At 73.0% G+C, this 16754-nt stretch carries 18 protein-coding genes; 14 read left to right on the top strand and 4 right to left on the bottom strand.

The window, feature by feature from the left end:
- Positions 1 to 55: 55 nt before the first annotated feature.
- From ACWC5C_RS02155 to ACWC5C_RS02165, 3 genes are all read left to right on the top strand, one after another.
- Positions 56 to 1075 carry an ABC transporter ATP-binding protein gene (locus ACWC5C_RS02155; protein WP_450872814.1) on the top strand — a complete coding sequence of 340 codons (1020 nt, stop codon included), beginning with the start codon at positions 56 to 58 and terminating at the stop codon, positions 1073 to 1075.
- Between the two features lie 169 nt (positions 1076 to 1244).
- On the top strand, positions 1245 to 2087 hold the full coding sequence (locus ACWC5C_RS02160; RefSeq protein WP_450873245.1) for an ABC transporter permease: 843 nt from the start codon (positions 1245 to 1247) through the stop codon (positions 2085 to 2087).
- Positions 2088 to 2146: 59 nt separating this feature from the next.
- Positions 2147 to 2824, top strand: coding sequence for an ABC transporter permease (locus ACWC5C_RS02165; protein ID WP_450872816.1), 678 nt, complete (start codon positions 2147 to 2149; stop codon positions 2822 to 2824).
- Positions 2825 to 2829: 5 nt separating this feature from the next.
- Here the strand turns inward: ACWC5C_RS02165 and ACWC5C_RS02170 are convergent, their stop codons facing one another.
- Complete coding sequence (locus tag ACWC5C_RS02170; RefSeq protein ID WP_450872818.1) at positions 2830 to 3855, bottom strand: LacI family DNA-binding transcriptional regulator; 1026 nt, start codon at positions 3853 to 3855, stop codon at positions 2830 to 2832.
- Between the two features lie 218 nt (positions 3856 to 4073).
- Here ACWC5C_RS02170 and ACWC5C_RS02175 point away from each other — a divergent pair, with 218 nt between their 5' ends.
- The 6 genes from ACWC5C_RS02175 (at position 4074) to ACWC5C_RS02200 (ending at position 9784) form a co-directional block, all read left to right on the top strand.
- Entirely contained in the window at positions 4074 to 5141 is a 1068-nt protein-coding gene (locus ACWC5C_RS02175) for an asparaginase (RefSeq protein ID WP_450872820.1), read from the top strand.
- Positions 5134 to 6012, top strand: a complete 879-nt coding sequence (locus ACWC5C_RS02180; protein ID WP_450872822.1) for a polysaccharide deacetylase family protein — start codon at positions 5134 to 5136, stop codon at positions 6010 to 6012. The genes ACWC5C_RS02175 and ACWC5C_RS02180 overlap by 8 nt, the downstream gene beginning before the upstream one ends.
- 185 nt (positions 6013 to 6197) lie before the next feature.
- Positions 6198 to 7547 (top strand): MFS transporter, encoded by a 1350-nt coding sequence (locus tag ACWC5C_RS02185; RefSeq protein WP_450872824.1) that lies wholly within the window; start codon positions 6198 to 6200, stop codon positions 7545 to 7547.
- Between the two features lie 25 nt (positions 7548 to 7572).
- Positions 7573 to 8349, top strand: a complete 777-nt coding sequence (locus tag ACWC5C_RS02190) for an SDR family NAD(P)-dependent oxidoreductase (protein WP_450872826.1) — start codon at positions 7573 to 7575, stop codon at positions 8347 to 8349.
- Positions 8346 to 9089: an SDR family NAD(P)-dependent oxidoreductase gene (locus tag ACWC5C_RS02195; protein ID WP_450872829.1), complete on the top strand. Its 744-nt coding sequence runs from the start codon at positions 8346 to 8348 to the stop codon at positions 9087 to 9089. The genes ACWC5C_RS02190 and ACWC5C_RS02195 overlap by 4 nt, the downstream gene beginning before the upstream one ends.
- Positions 9090 to 9100: 11 nt before the next feature.
- Complete coding sequence (locus ACWC5C_RS02200; RefSeq protein WP_450872831.1) at positions 9101 to 9784, top strand: hypothetical protein; 684 nt, start codon at positions 9101 to 9103, stop codon at positions 9782 to 9784.
- Here ACWC5C_RS02200 and ybaK read toward each other — a convergent pair.
- From ybaK to ACWC5C_RS02215, 3 genes are read right to left on the bottom strand one after another with little or no spacing between them, the layout of a single operon-like run.
- Positions 9781 to 10293 (bottom strand): Cys-tRNA(Pro) deacylase, encoded by a 513-nt coding sequence (gene ybaK, locus ACWC5C_RS02205; RefSeq protein WP_450872833.1) that lies wholly within the window; start codon positions 10291 to 10293, stop codon positions 9781 to 9783. The genes ACWC5C_RS02200 and ybaK overlap by 4 nt on opposite strands.
- A gap of 17 nt (positions 10294 to 10310) precedes the next feature.
- Positions 10311 to 11051 carry an LON peptidase substrate-binding domain-containing protein gene (locus tag ACWC5C_RS02210; RefSeq protein WP_450872835.1) on the bottom strand — a complete coding sequence of 247 codons (741 nt, stop codon included), beginning with the start codon at positions 11049 to 11051 and terminating at the stop codon, positions 10311 to 10313.
- A 57-nt stretch (positions 11052 to 11108) separates the two neighbouring features.
- Positions 11109 to 12704, bottom strand: coding sequence for an oxidoreductase (locus ACWC5C_RS02215; protein ID WP_385447429.1), 1596 nt, complete (start codon positions 12702 to 12704; stop codon positions 11109 to 11111).
- Between the two features lie 155 nt (positions 12705 to 12859).
- Here ACWC5C_RS02215 and hisD point away from each other — a divergent pair, with 155 nt between their 5' ends.
- The 5 genes from hisD to hisH are packed head-to-tail and all read left to right on the top strand — an operon-like array spanning position 12860 to position 16684.
- Positions 12860 to 14185: a histidinol dehydrogenase gene (gene hisD, locus ACWC5C_RS02220; RefSeq protein ID WP_450872837.1), complete on the top strand. Its 1326-nt coding sequence runs from the start codon at positions 12860 to 12862 to the stop codon at positions 14183 to 14185.
- Positions 14182 to 15288 carry a histidinol-phosphate transaminase gene (locus ACWC5C_RS02225; protein ID WP_450872839.1) on the top strand — a complete coding sequence of 369 codons (1107 nt, stop codon included), beginning with the start codon at positions 14182 to 14184 and terminating at the stop codon, positions 15286 to 15288. The genes hisD and ACWC5C_RS02225 overlap by 4 nt, the downstream gene beginning before the upstream one ends.
- Positions 15285 to 15878: an imidazoleglycerol-phosphate dehydratase HisB gene (hisB, locus tag ACWC5C_RS02230; RefSeq protein ID WP_385447433.1), complete on the top strand. Its 594-nt coding sequence runs from the start codon at positions 15285 to 15287 to the stop codon at positions 15876 to 15878. Before ACWC5C_RS02225 ends, hisB begins: the two co-directional genes overlap by 4 nt.
- Complete coding sequence (locus tag ACWC5C_RS02235) at positions 15879 to 16043, top strand: hypothetical protein (protein WP_450872842.1); 165 nt, start codon at positions 15879 to 15881, stop codon at positions 16041 to 16043. It begins immediately after the preceding gene.
- Entirely contained in the window at positions 16040 to 16684 is a 645-nt protein-coding gene (gene hisH, locus ACWC5C_RS02240) for an imidazole glycerol phosphate synthase subunit HisH (protein WP_450872844.1), read from the top strand. The genes ACWC5C_RS02235 and hisH overlap by 4 nt, the downstream gene beginning before the upstream one ends.
- The last annotated feature ends 70 nt before the right edge of the window (positions 16685 to 16754 follow it).

Raw genomic sequence — 16754 nt, forward strand, 5'->3', positions numbered from 1 at the left:
CAGCCCGGGCCCCCGAGGACGGGCGCGGGTGTTTGGGCGCGTACCCTCATAGCTCGTGAGGACGGGCGCGAAACAGGCGACGACAGGCGATGTGGTGTGCACCGTGCGCGGCCTGGTCAAGACCTATCCCGCGGCGCGTGGCCGCCGCGGTGCGCCCGCCACGCCCGCCGTGCGGGCCAGCGACGGCATCGACCTGGACGTGGTGCGCGGCGAGGTGTTCGGGCTGCTCGGGCCCAACGGCGCCGGGAAGTCGACCCTGGTGCGCCAGCTCACCGGACTGCTGCGGCCCGACGAGGGCCAGGTCCGGGTGCTCGGCCACGACCTCGTACGCCACCCCGAGCGCGCCTCCCGCCTCCTCGGCTACCTGGGCCAGGACTCCACCGCGCTGGACGAGCTGACCGTCGCGCTCGCCGCCGAGACCACCGCGCGGCTGCGCGGTCTTGACGTGCGCGCGGCCCGCGCCGAGCGGGACGCGGTGCTGGAGGAGCTGGGGCTCACCGGGATCGCCGGGCGGCCGCTGAAGAAGCTCTCCGGCGGCCAGCGCCGGCTGGCCTGCGTCGCCGCCGCCCTGGTGGGGGAGCGGCCGCTGCTGGTGCTGGACGAGCCGACCACCGGGATGGACCCGGTGGCGCGGCGCGCCGTCTGGGCCGCCGTGGACCGGCGGCGGGCCGAGCGCGGGGTGACCGTACTGCTCGTCACGCACAACGTCATCGAGGCCGAGACCGTCCTCGACCGGGTCGCGGTGCTCGACCGGGGCCGGGTCATCGCCTGCGACACCCCCGCCGGGCTCAAGGCGATGGTCGCGGACGAGGTGCGGGTCGAGCTGGTGTGGCGCGCCGAGGCGCCGCTGCACATCCCCGGGGTCGCCGCGCTGCGGGACGCCGCGCACGCTTCCGGGCGGCGCTGGACGCTGCGGCTGGCCCCGGACGCGGCGCGCGCCGCGATCGCCACCGTGACCGGCGGGCCCGCCTTCGCCGCGCTGGACGACTTCACCCTCGCCACGCCGAGCCTGGAGGACGTGTACGTGGCGCTGGGCGGCCGTACGGACGGGGCGGAGGGGCTGGTGAAGACGTGAGGGACGGCATGCGGTACGGCTTGAGGGGGCGGCACCCGGTGAACGCGGACGTGGTCAGGTCCGTAACCAAGCCAGGGACACGTCGTAGGTCAGACGTACACAAGCCGCACGGAGACGGAAGAGGAGCAGCGCAGACGTGAGTGTCGTGCCCGCGCAGGCCATGCCCGGCATGCCGAAGGCCGGTGCGCCGGCCCAGGAGGCCGGTGTCGCCGCGCCCCGGCCGGTCGACGGCGTCCCCGCCCCGCTCGCGGACCCGGCGCCGCTGGCGGCCTCCGCGCGGCTGCTGCCCGCGCTGGCCGCGGTCTACCGGGCGCAGCTGTCGCGGGCGCGGGTGGCCCGGATCCCGCTGCTGTTCGTGGCGACCTTCCAGTCCGTCGGGATCATGGTCCTGATGCGCGGCGTGGTGGACGAGGGCGGCGCCGCGGCGCGCTCCGTGGTGGCCGGGTCGAGCGTGCTCGTCGTGGCCTTCGTGGCGCTCAACCTGCTCGCGCAGTACTTCGGCCAGCTCCGGGCGAGCGGCGGCCTCGACCACTACGCGACGCTGCCGGTGCCGCCCGCCGCGGTGGTGCTGGGCGCGGCCGCCGCGTACGCCTCCTTCACCGTGCCCGGGACGGCCGTCACCGCGGTCGTCGGCAGCGCGCTGTTCGACCTGCCGATGGGCCACCTGTGGGTACTCGCGGCGGTGGTCCCGCTCTCCGGCGCCGCCCTCGCGGGGCTGGGCGCGGCCCTCGGACTGCTCGCGCCGCGCCAGGAACTGGCCACGCTGTGCGGGCAGTTGGGGATGTCGGCCGCGCTGCTGCTGGGAGTGCTGCCCGCCGACCGGATGCCGCAGGTAGTGTCGTACGCGCGCGATCTGCTGCCCTCGACGTACGGTGTGGAGGCCCTGGCCCGGTCCTTCGGCGGCCAGCCCGACTGGCTGGCGGTCTGCGCCGACCTCGGGGTGTGCGCGGGGGTGGCCGTGGTCTCGCTCGCCGCGGCGACCTGGGCCTATCGTCGGGCCGCCGTACGGTGACGCGCCGCAGCAGACCTCCCGCCGACCGAAGTACGCCGTCCAACTGGCACGATGACGGAGTGACCGCACCGTTGACGCCACATGATCAGCCCTCGCCGCACGACGGCTCCGAGCACGGGCAGCCCGCACCGGGCGAACCGGCCGCGCAGGGGCACCCCGATCCGTATCCCGCCGAGGAGGCCGGGCACGCCGAGCACTCCGAACCGGGGGAGGAGCTGCGGACCGAGATGGTGCAGGCCTCCGTGGTGGCGATCGCGGTGGCGGTCGCGGGGGTGCTGCTCGGGCTGGTGTGGCTGTGGCTGGCGCCCCGGGTGCCGCTGATCTCGGACGGCAAGGCCGTCTTCCTCAAGAACACGGAAGGCGAGGACGCGATCGGCGCGGACGGCATGTTCGTGCTGGCCGCGCTGGCCTTCGGCCTCGTCTCGGCGCTGCTGACCTTCCTGTTCTGCCGCCGGGGCGGGGTCGCCCTGGTGATCGGGCTGGCCATCGGCGGCATCCTCGGCTCGGTGATCGCCTGGCGTCTTGGCGTCTGGCTCGGACCGTCCACGGACGTCGTGGCGCACGCCCGGCAGGTCGGCAAGGGCGTCACGTTCGACGCGCCGCTGAAGCTGAACGCGAAGGGCGGGCTGCTGGCCTGGTCGGTGGCCGCGATGGTCGTGCACCTGACCCTGACCGGTCTGTTCGGCCCGCGCGACGAGGAGCCGGAGTCGTACTACCAGGCCTCGACCACCGCGTAGGCGGCTTATCGTCGCGGCGCGCTGGAGGCGCGGACGACCAGTTCCGGGCGCAGGCGCTCGGATTCGACCGGTTCGCCCTCCAGTAGCCGGGCCAACAGCCGCACGCCCCGGCGGCCGATCTCCAGCATGGGGGAGCGGACGGTCGTCAGCGGCAGCGGCAACTCCGCCGCCAGCGGGGTGTCGTTGAACCCCACCACGGCCACATCGGCGCCCGCCCGCAGGCCCTGGTCGCGCAGGGCGCCGATCGCGCCGATGGCCGCGAAGTCGTTCACCGCGAAGACCGCCGTCGGCGGCTCCGGCGTGTCCAGCAGCCGCGCCGTGGCGGCGTGTCCGCCGGATACGTCGAAGCGGGAGTGCGCGATCCGGTGGGGCGGGACCGGCAGCCCCGCCTCCCGGTAGCGGTCCACCAGACCCGCCGTACGGTCGATGCCGGTACTCGCGTACGGCTCGCCCGCGACGACCGCGACGTCGCGGTGGCCCAGCTCCAGCAGATGCTCGGCGACCAGCCGGCCGCCCAGGTAGTCGTCGCAGGTCACCGATGGGTGATCGGCGCAGGTCCGGCTCACCAGGACGAACGGGATACCGCGCCCGGCCACCTCGGCCAGGAAGCGCCCGTCCGCGTGCGCGTCGCCGAAGATCATGCCGTCGACGCGCCGCCCGATGACCATGTTGGTGCGGCTGCGCTGGGCCTCGGGCCGGTCGCCGGTGTTGGCGACGAACGTCGACAGGCCCTGCTCGGCGGCGGCCTCCTCGATCCCCTCGTAGATCGTCGCGAGCACGATGTCCGACAGCCGGGGGACCAGGACGCCGACCAGATTGCTGCGCCGGGTGCGCAGGCTGGTGGCGTGGGGGTTGGGCTGGTAGCCCAGTTCGTCGGCGAGCCGGCGGACCCGCTCCACGGTGCCGGGCGAGGCGGCGCGCAGGCTCTCGTCCGGCTTGGCGTGCAGCACCCGGGAGACTGTCGAGACGTGCAGACCGAGCTGATCGGCGATGGTCCGCAGGGTGACCGGTCGTGATTGCTGCGTGCCCACTTCGGCTCGGCCTCCGGTTGTCCCACTGCCGCACCCCCGGACCCCGGCACAGCGAACGAACGTGATGGTAACAGCGGACCTCTTGACACCTGTGGCCGGTGACACACATCCTACCCAAACGATTGCCCCAAACGTTTGGGCGCAACTTTGAGCCATCCAAGGCGCGGTTTCAGGCCGCGCGCCGCGGCGTATTCGCGCCACATCACGGAGGAGGCAGGGTGCGCAGGATCGTCGTACTGTCGACGGGCGGGACCATTGCCACCCGTCAGGACGCCCATGGCACCCGGCTCGCCGCCGATCCGGCGGACGCGCTGCTGGACCGGCTTCCACGGCCCCCGGGGGTGCCGGTCGAGACGCGCGATGTCTTCTGCCTGGGCAGCTATCTGCTGACCCCGGCCGATATGCGCGAGGTCGCCGTGGCCGCCCACGAGGCGCTGGCCGACGAGGGCGTCCGGGGCGTGGTGGTGACCCACGGCACCGACAGCCTGGAGGAGACCGCGTACCTCCTCGACCTCTTCCACGCCGACCCCCGGCCCGTGGTGTTCACCGGCGCGATGCGCCCGGCGGACGCCCCGGACGGCGACGGCCCGCGCAACCTCGCCGACGCCATCGCGGTCGCGAACGCCGCCCGCGCCCGGGACCTCGGCGTGCTGATCTCCTTCGACGGCCGGATCTACCCCGCCCGCGGCACCCGCAAGGCCCACACTGTGGCCCCGGCCGCCTTCGCCGCCCCCGACGGCGGCCCGCTGGGGCGGGTGGCCGACGGCGGGGTGGAGATCGCCGCGGCTCCGCTGCGCCCCAAACCGCTCGACCTCGCGGACTTCCGCCCCGAGGAGCCCGGGCACGTCCGCACCGACATCGTCGCCCTCTACCCCGGCTGCGACATCCGGGCCCTGCGCGCGGTGGCCGACGCGGGCGCCCGCGCGGTGGTCCTCGAAGCCACCGGCGCGGGCAACGCCAACCCGCAGGTCACCGCCGAGGTCGCCCGGCTCGTCCGCTGCGGCGTCGTGGTCGCGCTCTCGACCCGCGTCCACGCCGGTCCGGTCGCCGCGGTGTACGGCAACGGCGGCGGCGCCGACCTGGTCCGGGCCGGGGCCGTACCCACCGGCACCCTGCGCCCCTCCCAGGCGCGGGTCCTGCTCACCGCCCTGCTCGGGTGCTACGGCGACCCGGCGCGGGTGCGGACCGCACTGGAACAGGCCCTGCGAACAGCACTGGAAGCAGCACCGGAAACCCCATCGGAAACCCCATCGGAAACATCAATGGAGAGGAACCAGCATGGCTAAAGAGATCTTTGTGGCGTTCGGCGTCGACGTCGACGCGGTGGCGGGCTGGCTCGGCAGCTACGGCGGCGAGGACTCGCCCTGCGACATCTCCCGCGGCCTGTTCGCCGGGGAGGTCGGAGTGGAGCGGCTGCTGCGCCTGTTCGAACGGAAGGACCTGCGCACCACCTGGTTCATCCCCGGCCACTCCCTGGAGACCTTCCCCGACCAGACCCGCGCGGTGGTCGACGCCGGCCATGAGATCGGCGCCCACGGCTACTCGCACGAGAACCCGATCGCGATGACCCGGGCCCAGGAGAGCGCCATCCTGGACCGGAGCATCGAGCTGATCGAGAAGGTCGCGGGACGCCGCCCGACCGGCTACGTCGCCCCCTGGTGGGAGTTCTCGCCGGTGACGAACGAGCTGCTGATCGAGCGCGGCATCGCGTACGACCACTCCCTGATGCACAACGACTTCACGCCCTATTACGTGCGCGTCGGCGACAGCTGGACGAAGATCGACTATTCGCGTCCGGCCGAGGAGTGGATGAAGCCGCTGGTGCGCGGCGAGGAGTCCGGTCTGGTCGAGATCCCGGCGAACTGGTACCTCGACGACCTGCCGCCCATGATGTTCGTCAAGGCCAGCGCCAACAGCCATGGCTTCGTCAGCCCGCGCGAGCTGGAGCAGACCTGGCGCGACCAGTTCGACTGGGTCTACCGCGAAATGGACTACGCGGCCTTCACCATGACGCTCCACCCCGATGTCTCCGGCCGCCCCCAGACGCTGCTCATGCTGGAGCGGCTCATCGAGTACATCAGCGGTCACGAGGGTGTGCGCTGGTCGACCTTCGACGAGATCGCCACCGACTTCAAGACCCGCTCCCCACGGGCCTGATCCCCGCACCCTCCCCGCCCTTCGGCTTTCCGTATTCCTCTTCCTCCGCCATCAGCCCCCATGCGCGGTCACCCCGCGCCGGGCGCGGCACCCGGCCCCACCCCGGCCGCAGAAGCATCCCCTCCCCTTTCACCACGCCCCGCGACGGCACGGTGAAACCCCGCTTCCGACAAGGGGCATCCGCCATGACCACCGTCCCCTCCCAGCACAGAGACACCCCCACCGATACCCGCGTACCCGCCCGCCGCCTGCCCCGCATCGGGGTGCGTGCCACGCGCAAGGCGACCGCCATCGCCTTCTGCGCCTGGGTGTTCGCCGTCTACGACTACATCCTGTTCGGCACCCTGCTGCCCGAGATCTCCACCCGCTTCGGCTGGAGCGACGAGCGGGCGGCGCTGGTCTCCACCCTGATCTCCGTCGGCACCGCCGTCGTCGTCCTCGGCGTCGGCCCGCTCGTCGACCGGCTCGGGCGCCGCAAGGGCATGATCCTCACCGTCTCGGGCACCGCCCTGGCCTCCGCCGCCTCGGCCGTCACCCCCGGCGCGGCCTATCTGGTCGGCGTCCGCTCGATCGGCGGTCTCGGCCTGTCGGAACAGGCCGTCAACACGACCTATCTGAACGAGATCTACGCCGTCACCGAGGACGAGGCGATCAAGAAGCGCCGCGGCTTCGTCTACAGCATGGTGCAGTCCGGCTGGCCCGTCGGCACCCTGTTCGCGGCCGCGTTCGTCGCCGTCTTCCTGCCGCTCGTCGGCTGGCGCGGCTGCTTCCTGCTCGCCACCTTCCCCGCCCTCGTCATCGCCCTGCTGCGGCGCGGCCTGCCGGAGACCCCGCAGTTCGAACTGGAGAAGCGGCTGCGGACATTGCGGAAGGAGGGCAAGGAGGCGGAGGCGCGGCAACTCGCCGCCGAGTACGGCGTGGCCGAGACCCCCGTCACCCCGCTGATGGAGATCTTCCGCGGCCGGGCGCGGCGCAACACCCTGGTGCTCAGCTTCGCCTGGCTCGCCAACTGGTTCGGCATCCAGATCTTCAGCGTGCTCGGCACGACCGTGCTCACCAAGGCCAAGGGCGTCAGCTTCGAGGGCTCCCTGCTGCTGTTCATCGTCATCAACGCCGTCGGCTTCGCCGGTTACCTCTTCCACGGCTGGGCCGGTGACCGCTTCGGCCGCCGCAACGTCATCGCCTGCGGCTGGATCCTCTCCGGCATCCTCTTCGCTCTCATGCTCACCGTCGCGCACGGCACCGCGGCCGTGGTCGCGCTCTACTCCCTCGGGATGTTCTTCCTGATCGGTCCGTACGCGGCGATGCTCTTCTACATGGGCGAGTGCTACGACACCCGCTGCCGGGCCACCGGTACCTCCTTCATCAACGCCTTCAGCCAGCCCGGGGCCGTCATCGCCGGTGCCCTCGCCACCACGATGCTCGCCTCCGGCGCCCACTGGGACCAGACCGCGCTCCTCATCGGTGCCGCCGGAACCTTCCTCTCCGGTTTCGTGATGTTCGCGGCCCGCCGGGTCGACACCGTCGACGCCTGACCCCCACCCAGGAGTCCTTTCAGTGATGCAGAACGAACAGCCACAGCCGCCGGTCGCCGTCATCACCGGCGCCGCCAGCGGCATCGGCCGCGCGCTCGCCGTCGCCTACGCCCGGCGCGGCGTACGCACGGTGCTCGGTCACTACCCCGGCGACCCCCACGACCCGGAGGAGACCGAACGCCTGGTGCGGGAGGCGGGCGGCGCGTGCGTACGGCACGCCGTGGACGTACGCGACTCCGCGCAGGTCGAGTCGTTCGCGGAGGCCGCCCTCACCGCGTACGGCCGCCTGGACATCGCCGTGGCGAACGCCGGGGTGCTGCGCCGGGCGCCGCTCGCCGAACTCACCGACGAGGCCTGGGACGACATGCTCTCCGTCGACCTCACCGGGGTGCTGCGCACCCTGCGCTCCGCCGCCGGGCGCATGTCCGGGCCGGGCGCGATGGTCGCCGTCTCCTCCATCGCGGGCGGCGTCTACGGCTGGGGCGACCACGCCCACTACGCCGCCGCCAAGTCCGGGGTGCTGGGGCTGTGCCGGAGCCTGGCGGTCGAACTCGGCCCGCGCGGCATCCGCGTCAACGCGGTGATCCCCGGGCTCATCGTCACCCCGCAGTCCTCCGACCCGGTCAACTCCCTCGGCCCCGACGGGCTCGCCCGCGCCGCCGGTTCCATCCCGTGGGGGCGGGTCGGACGGCCGGAGGAGGTCGCCTCCGCGATCGCCTATCTGACCTCCGAGGACGCCTCCTACGTCACCGGGCAGAGCCTGGTCGTGGACGGCGGACTCACCGTCAGGATGCCCGCATGAGCGCCGGGGCGCTGGACGGGCGCACCGCGTTGGTCACCGGCGGGGCCAGCGGTATCGGACGGGCCATCGCGGAGGCGTACGTACGCGAAGGCGCCCGGGTCGTGATCGCCGACCGCGACGCGCCCCGCGCCGCGGACGCGGCCGCCGCGACCGGCGCGGCGGGGCACGCCGCCCTGGACGTCACCGACCCCGCCGCCGTCGAGGCCGTGACGGCCGCGGTGGCACGGGAGCACGGCGGCATCGACATCCTGGTCAACGCCGCGGGCATCCTCACCGAGGCGCCCCTGACCGAGATGGACCCGCGGCTGTGGCAGGAGACCATCGCCGTCGACCTCACCGGGGTCTTCCTGTGCTGCCGTTACGTCGTACCGGGGATGGCCGAACGCGGCTGGGGACGGGTCATCAACATCGCCTCCCAGCTCGGTATCAAGGGCGGCCGCTCCCTGTCCCACTACGCCGCCGCCAAGGCCGGGGTCATCGGGCTGACCAAGTCCCTCGCCCTGGAGGTGGCGGAACGCGGCGTCCTGGTGAACGCCATCGCACCGGGCCCCGTCGACACCCCGATGGTCGCGGGGATCACCGCCGAGTGGAAGGCCGCCAAGCAGGCCGAACTCCCCCTCGGCCGCTTCGGCCGCCCTGAGGAGGTGGCCCCCACCGCCGTCCTCCTGGCCTCCGATCCCGGCGGCAACCTGTACGTGGGCCAGACGCTCGGCCCGAACAGCGGCGACGTCATGCCGTAGGAGGTGACCGGATGTGCGGGGCGTGTGGTGAGCGCGGCGCGTTCGACTGGGCCCGGCCGTGGACCAGCGGCGTGACCGCCCGGCGGACCGTCGCCGTCGCGGCGGCGCGGGCGGGCCGCCGACCCGGCCTGCGGGTGGTGGCGGACGGCGGCGGATGGCTGGTGAGCGGCCCCACCGGGGCGACCACCGCCTGCGACGGGCTCGTCGCGCTGGTCGCGGCGGTACGGCGCTGGGCCGGGGAGCCCGCGTCGCTGGATCCCACCCGGCCCTCCGGGCCGCTGTCGGTGCCGGACGAGGAGGACGGCCGTACCGGGGCCGTACTGCGGGTCGGCCCCGGCGGGGCGCGGTGCCCCGACGCGGCGCTGGCGGGTCCCGGGGCTGAGGCGCTGGTGGACTGCGAGGCCACGGCCCGCGCCGCGCTGGCCGCCCTCGCCTCGCCCCGCTGGTCGGCGCGCCGCTACCTGGAGCGCGTGGAGGGCGTCGGCGCCGCCTGGGGGCACCCGGTGAGCGACACCGGCCCACCGCGCCCCGAACTGGCCGCCGACGTACTGCTCCGACTGGAGTGGACGCGGCAGACCGGACGGCTGGACGGCGCGGCCCGCGCGACGCGCGGCCCGCTCGGGCCGGGCGCCGACTACGACGTGGAGATCCGCGACGGCCACGTGGTCCGGGCCAGGACCCGCCACGCGGCCTAGGTGTCGAACCGCGCGATCGGGGCGACCACCGCGTCCGTCAGCGCCGCCAGGTCCTTCGGCGACAGCTCGACCTCAAGCCCCCGGCGGCCCGCCGAGACGCAGACCGTCTCATGGCCGTCGGCGGAGGCGTCCAGCGCGGTCGGCAGCCGCTTGCGCTGGCCGAGCGGAGAGATGCCGCCGCGCACGTAGCCCGTGGTGCGCTCGGCCGCCGCCGGGTCCGCCATGGTGGCGCGCTTGCCGCCGACCGCGGCGGCGAGCGCCTTGAGGTCGAGCGAGGCCGATACGGGCACGATCGCGACCGTGAGGCGGTCGTCGACGCTCGCGACGAGGGTCTTGAACACCCGCCCCGGATCCACGCCCAGCGCCCGCGCCGCCTCCTCGCCGTACGAGGGGGTGGCCGGGTCGTGGTCGTAGGAGCGCACGGTGAAGGCCGTGCCCGCCGCGGTGAGGGCGGTGGTGGCGGGGGTTCCGGCGGATCCGGTGGAGTTCTTCTTGGTCTTCTTCGGCATAGACGGGTGAATTCGCGTCAGTTGGGGCTGGTGGGGCGGCGGGTGAGTTCGACGGCGGGCAGGGACGGGAGCTTACCGATGACCGCGCTCTCGGCGCGCAGCAGTTTCAGCTCCTCGGCCAGCCGGGACGCCGTATCGGGCGCCTGGAGCAGCCGCTGCTTGGCCGGGGTGTCGAGCACGGCCGCCGCCGCGACCAGATAGGAGAGCACCGAGGGCTCGCCCGGCAGGTCTTGTTCGGTGGCGAGGGTGCGCTCCCGGGCGCCCGCGAGCCGCTTCTGGTACGTACGGAAGGCCCGTACCACCCCGGAGGCCAGCGCTCCGGCGCCGTCGCCCGCCTCCTCCTCCAGCTCGTTGACCTCGCCCACCAGATAGGGGCCCGTGGCGTCCACGGACAGCAGCTCGAAGCGGGTGGTGCCGGTGGCCAGCACCTCGAAGGTGCCGTCGTCCTGCTCCCGGATGGTGGCCGCGTCCGCGACACAGCCCACTCCGTAGAACGAGGTGGCCGGGTCCGGGCCGAAGCCCGCCGCCGGGCCGGGGTCGGGCGCGGGCGCCGACTCCGGGAGGCCGATCGCGCTGGGCGCGACCTCGTGGCCGTCCCGGATGGCGATCACCCCGAACCGGCGCGGTTCGTCCTCGGGGAGCGCCGAAAGATCGCGCATCAGGGAGCGGTACCGCTGTTCGAAGACGTTCAGGGGCATGACGAGCCCCGGGAACAACACCGTGTTCAGCGGAAAGAGCGGAAGGCGCGCGGAGGTCACGGGGCGTAAGCCTAATGGCCGCGCGCGGGTCTCTTCACGGGCGGCGGCCGCGGCCGGTCACTGGCGGCGCAGCAGCCGGGACGCACCGGCCGCGACGGCGGTGGCCAGTACCCAGCCGAGCAGGATCATCACGATCGACGCCCACTGGACCGCGCCCGCCGGTTTCCAGTAGCCGTCCATGCCCAGGTTGATGACCGGGATCAGCAGGTCGAGCGCGTAGAGCGAGGCGTTCCAGTACGGGGTCTCACCGGGTTTGATGGCGTCCGGTCTGTTGTGCGCGAAGAACACCGAGCCGACCGCCCACAGCACCGCCATCCACACCGCCGCCCGGCCCGGACGGTAGCCGTAGGCCACCGTCCAGTCCTGGAGGTAGCCCCACAGCTTCGCGGCGAGTGGCAGCGTCTCGCGGCGCCGCCGCTGCTTGGCGAGCAGCACCTCGCGCGCGTCGGCGTCCTCGCCGCTGGCCCGCATCGTGTTGGCCAGCATCTCGTACGGCTCGGGCGCGTACTCGGGGGTCGCGGCGGCCACCCACTCCAGCCGCCGGGACAGCGGGAAGTGACCGCGCGGGATCAGGTTCTCGTAGGAGAAGCCCGCCATGGTCAGCCCGCCGGGGCCCGGCCAGCTGACCGACTTGTCGACCAGGTTGACCACCCGGGCGCCGGACAGGATCACCCGGCCGCGCTGCGGCCGCTCGCCCAGGAAGCGCAGCTCGGGCGTCTGCACCCGGCGCAGCGACAGCTCCTGGTCGTTCTCCATGACGAAGCGGGCCTGGTCGAAGTCGATGGCGTCGCCGATCCGCCCGTCGTCCAGCCGGATGCCGCCCTCGCATTCGAAGCGCTGGATGCGGGTGCCGCGGCTCGGCGTGCTGGTGGTGCCGTACGGCGGCGTCCCACCGCTGGAGTAGGTGCTCAGCCCGCCCGCGGTGAGGTACAGGCTGCGCTCGACGGTCAGCTGCGGCGCGTTCAGCGCCCGCCGCCCGTACGGATTGCGCAGGCGGCTGCCGCGCAGGCTGAGCGACACGCCGATCTGGGCGCCGCGCAGACTGATCTCGCCGTACGACTCGATCATGTCGGCCTGGAAGTCCTGCGCCACGGTCAGCCCGTCGGCCGTGATCGACATGCCCCGGCGGTCGCGGCGCACGATCAGCTGGTTCAGGAGTAAATCGGTGCCGATGTGGGCGTCGGTGAGCCGGATGCCGTGGTCGACCACGCAGCGCGGCAGATGCAGATCGCCCTCGGTGCTCAGCCGGGCCGCCTCCAGCCGGGGGAGCGAGCAGCCCACCAGGCGGAGGGTGGTGAAGTTCGACTCGGGGAGCAGGATCTCCCGCTCGAAGCGGCAGTTCTTCAGCTCCACGTACGGGTCGATGGTGCCGCCGGCCAGGTCGAGGGTGCCGGTGATGTGCACCCCGTTGAGCTTGAGCGCCGCGACCCGGCCCGGCTGGGCGGCCGGGCCGTCCAGCAGCAGCAGGGCGACGACGCGGGCGCGCACGCTGCGCTCCGGGCCCCACGCGTACGGTCCTGAGGGGTCGTTCCGCTGGGGGTGGGAGGTGCGCAGATCGTGGGTGCTGCCGTTGCGGAACGCCTGCCACATGCCCCACTCGGCGGTGGTCAGGTCCAGCCCAGGGGGAGGATCGCCGTCGTGTGGCTCGGTCACAGCCGTGTGCCTCCTGTCCTCCGTATCCCCGTACGGATCCACATTCCCGCTGAGTAACCGCTTGAACGCCAACGGTCAGGATCAACTTAGGGGGTCCGTATCACTCACTGATACGGGGGGCGGGGCGCCGGAACGCGTCTGAGACAATTGATCGCGTGATCTCCCGTATCGATCTGCGCGGCGCCGCCTTCCCGGAAGGCGGAATCGACCGCGACTTGCTGCCCCGTGCCGAGCTCGACGTCGAGGCCGCCCTGGAGAAGGTGCGGCCCATCTGCGACGACGTGCGCCATCGCGGCACCGCTGCACTGATCGAGTACGCGCATCGCTTCGACGGCGTGACGATAGAGCGGGTGCGGGTGCCCGCCGAGGAGCTGACCCGCGCCCTGGCGGAGCTGGACCCGGCCGTGCGCGCGGCCCTGGAGGAGTCCATCCGGCGGGCCCGGCTGGTCCACCGCGAGCAGCGGCGCGCCGACCACACCACGCAGGTCGTGCCGGGCGGCACGGTCACCGAGCGCTGGGTGCCGGTCGAGCGGGTCGGGCTGTACGCACCGGGCGGGCGGTCCGTCTATCCGTCGTCCGTCGTGATGAACGTGGTGCCCGCGCAGGAGGCCGGGGTCGCCTCGATGGCCGTCGCCTCCCCGCCGCAGGCCGAGTTCGACGGGCTGCCGCACCCCACGATCCTGGCGGCCTGCGCGCTGCTCGGCGTGGACGAGGTGTACGCGGCGGGCGGCGCCCAGGCGGTCGCGATGTTCGCGTACGGCACCGAGGAGTGCCCTCCGGCCGCCATGGTCACCGGGCCCGGCAACATCTGGGTCGCCGCCGCCAAGCGGTTGCTCAAGGGCCGGATCGGCATCGACGCCGAGGCCGGACCGACCGAGATCGCGATCCTCGCCGACGCCACCGCCGACCCGGTGCACGTCGCCGCGGACCTGATCAGCCAGGCCGAGCACGACCCGCTGGCCGCCTCGGTGCTGGTCACCGACTCCGAGGAGCTGGCCACCTCGGTCGAGAAGGAGCTGGAGGTCCAGGTCGCCGCCACCAAGCACGTCGAGGACCGGATCGGCCCGGCGCTGGCCGGGCGGCAGTCCGGCATCGTGCTGGTCGACGGCATCGACCAGGGCCTCGCGGTGGTCGACGCGTACGCGGCCGAGCACCTGGAGATCCAGACCGAGGACGCGGCGGCGGTCGCGGCCCGGGTGCGCAACGCCGGGGCGATCTTCGTCGGCGCGTGGGCACCGGTCTCGCTCGGCGACTACGCGGCGGGCTCCAACCACGTCCTGCCCACCGGCGGCTGCGCCTGCCACTCCTCCGGCCTGTCGGTGCAGTCGTTCCTGCGCGGCATCCACGTCGTGGACTACACCCGCGAGGCGCTGGCAGAGGTCGCGGGCCATGTGGTGACACTCGCCGACGCGGAGGACCTGCCCGCGCACGGCGCGGCGGTGAAGGCACGGTTCGACTGGAAGGTACCTGGGAGCAAGTGACCGGGATTGACGATCTCCCCATCCGGGACGAGCTGCGCGGCAAGACCCCGTACGGCGCCCCGCAGCTGGACGTGCCCGTACGGCTGAACACCAACGAGAACCCTTACCCGCTGCCCGAAGCGCTGGTCGAGCGGATCACCGAGCGGGTCGCCGAGGCGGCCCGCCAGCTCAACCGCTACCCGGACCGGGACGCGGTCGAGCTGCGCACCGAGCTGGCCCGCTACCTCACCCGTACGGCGGGGCTCGCGGTGGCGCCCGGTCAGGTGTGGGCGGCCAACGGCTCCAACGAGGTGCTGCAGCAGCTGCTGCAGACCTTCGGCGGGCCCGGTCGCACCGCGATCGGCTTCGAGCCCTCGTACTCGATGCACGCGCTGATCTCGCGCGGCACCGGCACCGGCTGGATCTCCGGCCCGCGGAACGACGACTTCACCATCGATGTCGACGCCGCGCGCGAGGTGATCGCCGAGCGCAGGCCGGACGTCGTCTTCATCACCTCGCCGAACAACCCGACCGGCACCGCCGTCGAGGCCGACACGGTGCTCGCGCTGTACGAGGCGGCGCAGGCGGCCAAGCCGTCGCTGGTGGTGGTGGACGAGGCGTACGCCGAGTTCAGCCACCGCCCGTCGCTGCTGCCGCTGATCGAGGGGCGGCCGCATCTGGTGCTGTCCCGGACGATGTCCAAGGCGTTCGGCGCCGCCGGGCTGCGGCTCGGCTACCTCGCCGCCGACCCCGCCGTGGTCGACGCCGTCCAGCTGGTGCGGCTGCCGTACCACCTGTCCGCCGTCACCCAGGCCACCGCGCTGGCCGCCCTGGAGCACACCGATACGCTCCTCGGGTACGTCGACGCGCTCAAGACCGAGCGCGACCGGCTGGTGCGGGAGCTGCGCGCCATGGGATGCGACGTGACCGACTCGGACGCCAATTTCGTCCAGTTCGGACGCTTCGAGGACGCCCACGCGGCCTGGCAGACCCTGCTGGACCACGGCGTCCTGGTCCGGGACAACGGCGTACCGGGCCGACTGCGGGTCACCGCGGGCACCCCCACCGAGAACGACGCGTTCCTCGACGCGGTTCGCGAGCTGATGAAGGAGAGAAGCGCATGACCCGCGTGGGACGCGTGGAGCGCACGACCAAGGAGACCTCGGTCGTCGTCGAGATCGACCTCGACGGCACCGGCCAGGTCGATGTGTCGACGGGTGTCGGCTTCTACGACCACATGCTCGACCAGCTCGGCCGCCACGGCCTCTTCGACCTCACGGTCAAGACCGAGGGCGACCTGCACATCGACACCCACCACACCATCGAGGACACCGCCCTCGCGCTGGGTGCCGCCTTCAAGCAGGCGCTCGGCGACAAGATGGGCATCTACCGCTTCGGCAACTGCACCGTGCCGCTGGACGAGTCCCTCGCACAGGTGACCGTCGACCTCTCCGGCCGCCCGTACCTCGTGCACACCGAGCCGGAGAACATCGCGCCGATGATCGGCTCCTACGACACCACGATGACGCGGCACATCCTGGAGTCCTTCGTGGCCCAGGCGCAGATCGCCCTGCACGTCCACGTGCCGTACGGCCGCAACGCCCACCACATCGTGGAGTGCCAGTTCAAGGCGCTCGCCCGGGCGCTGCGGTACGCGAGCGAGCGTGACCCGCGCGCCGCCGGAATCCTTCCCTCCACGAAGGGCGCCCTCTGAATGAACGGCCTGTCGACCGTTTTCATCCTGCTCGGGCTGTTCCTTCTCGGCGGAGTCATCTCCTTCGCCAAGCAGGGGCTGCCCAAGGGCGTGATCGTGCTGCTGGGCGTGGGCGCCGGGATGGCGCTGCTCGCCGGGGTCCTGCGGCTGGAGGTCTGGAATTGAGCGGCTCCGCGAAGAAGATCATCGTCTTCGACTACGGCTTCGGTAACGTCCGCTCCGCCGAACGGGCCCTCGCCCACGCCGGCGCGGACGTCGAGATCAGCCGCGACTACGACAAGGCCATGGCCGCCGACGGCCTCCTCGTCCCCGGCGTCGGCGCCTTCGACGCCTGCATCAAGGGGCTGCGCGAGGCGCGCGGCGACTGGATCGTGGGACGGCGGCTGGCCGGGTCCCGCCCGGTCATGGGCATCTGCGTCGGCATGCAGATCCTCTTCGGCCGGGGCATCGAGCACGGCGTCGAGGCCGAGGGCCTGGACGAATGGCCCGGCACCGTCGAACCGCTGCGTGCCCCCGTCGTCCCCCACATGGGCTGGAACACGGTCACCGCGCCCGGCGACTCGCAGCTCTTCGCGGGCCTGGACAAGGAGGAGCGCTACTACTTCGTGCACTCCTACGCCGTCCGCACCTGGGAGCTGGAGGTCGGCAACCCGCACATGCCCGGACCGAAGGTCAGCTGGACGACCCACGGCGAGCCGTTCGTGGCCGCCGTGGAGAACGGTCCGCTGTGGGCCACCCAGTTCCACCCCGAGAAGTCCGGCGACGCCGGGGCCCGCCTGCTGCGCAACTGGCTCGACACGCTCTGACTCGACGCGCTCTGGCTCAACACGCTCCGACCGGCCCGCCCCGCCCGCACCCGCCCGCCCCGAACGCACC

This window comes from Streptomyces sp. NPDC001700 (genome assembly GCF_053596435.1).

What these genes read in the sequence shown, in the direction of transcription:
- ACWC5C_RS02160 (WP_450873245.1), top strand. Translation starts at nt 1,245, where the DNA reads ATGCCGAAGGCCGGTGCGCCGGCCCAGGAGGCCGGTGTCGCCGCGCCC.
- ACWC5C_RS02180 (WP_450872822.1), top strand. Translation starts at nt 5,134, where the DNA reads ATGGCTAAAGAGATCTTTGTGGCGTTCGGCGTCGACGTCGACGCGGTG.
- ACWC5C_RS02185 (WP_450872824.1), top strand. Translation starts at nt 6,198, where the DNA reads ATGACCACCGTCCCCTCCCAGCACAGAGACACCCCCACCGATACCCGC.
- ACWC5C_RS02190 (WP_450872826.1), top strand. Translation starts at nt 7,573, where the DNA reads ATGCAGAACGAACAGCCACAGCCGCCGGTCGCCGTCATCACCGGCGCC.
- ACWC5C_RS02195 (WP_450872829.1), top strand. Translation starts at nt 8,346, where the DNA reads ATGAGCGCCGGGGCGCTGGACGGGCGCACCGCGTTGGTCACCGGCGGG.
- ACWC5C_RS02200 (WP_450872831.1), top strand. Translation starts at nt 9,101, where the DNA reads ATGTGCGGGGCGTGTGGTGAGCGCGGCGCGTTCGACTGGGCCCGGCCG.
- ybaK (WP_450872833.1), bottom strand. Translation starts at nt 10,293, where the DNA reads ATGCCGAAGAAGACCAAGAAGAACTCCACCGGATCCGCCGGAACCCCC.
- hisB (WP_385447433.1), top strand. Translation starts at nt 15,285, where the DNA reads ATGACCCGCGTGGGACGCGTGGAGCGCACGACCAAGGAGACCTCGGTC.
- ACWC5C_RS02235 (WP_450872842.1), top strand. Translation starts at nt 15,879, where the DNA reads ATGAACGGCCTGTCGACCGTTTTCATCCTGCTCGGGCTGTTCCTTCTC.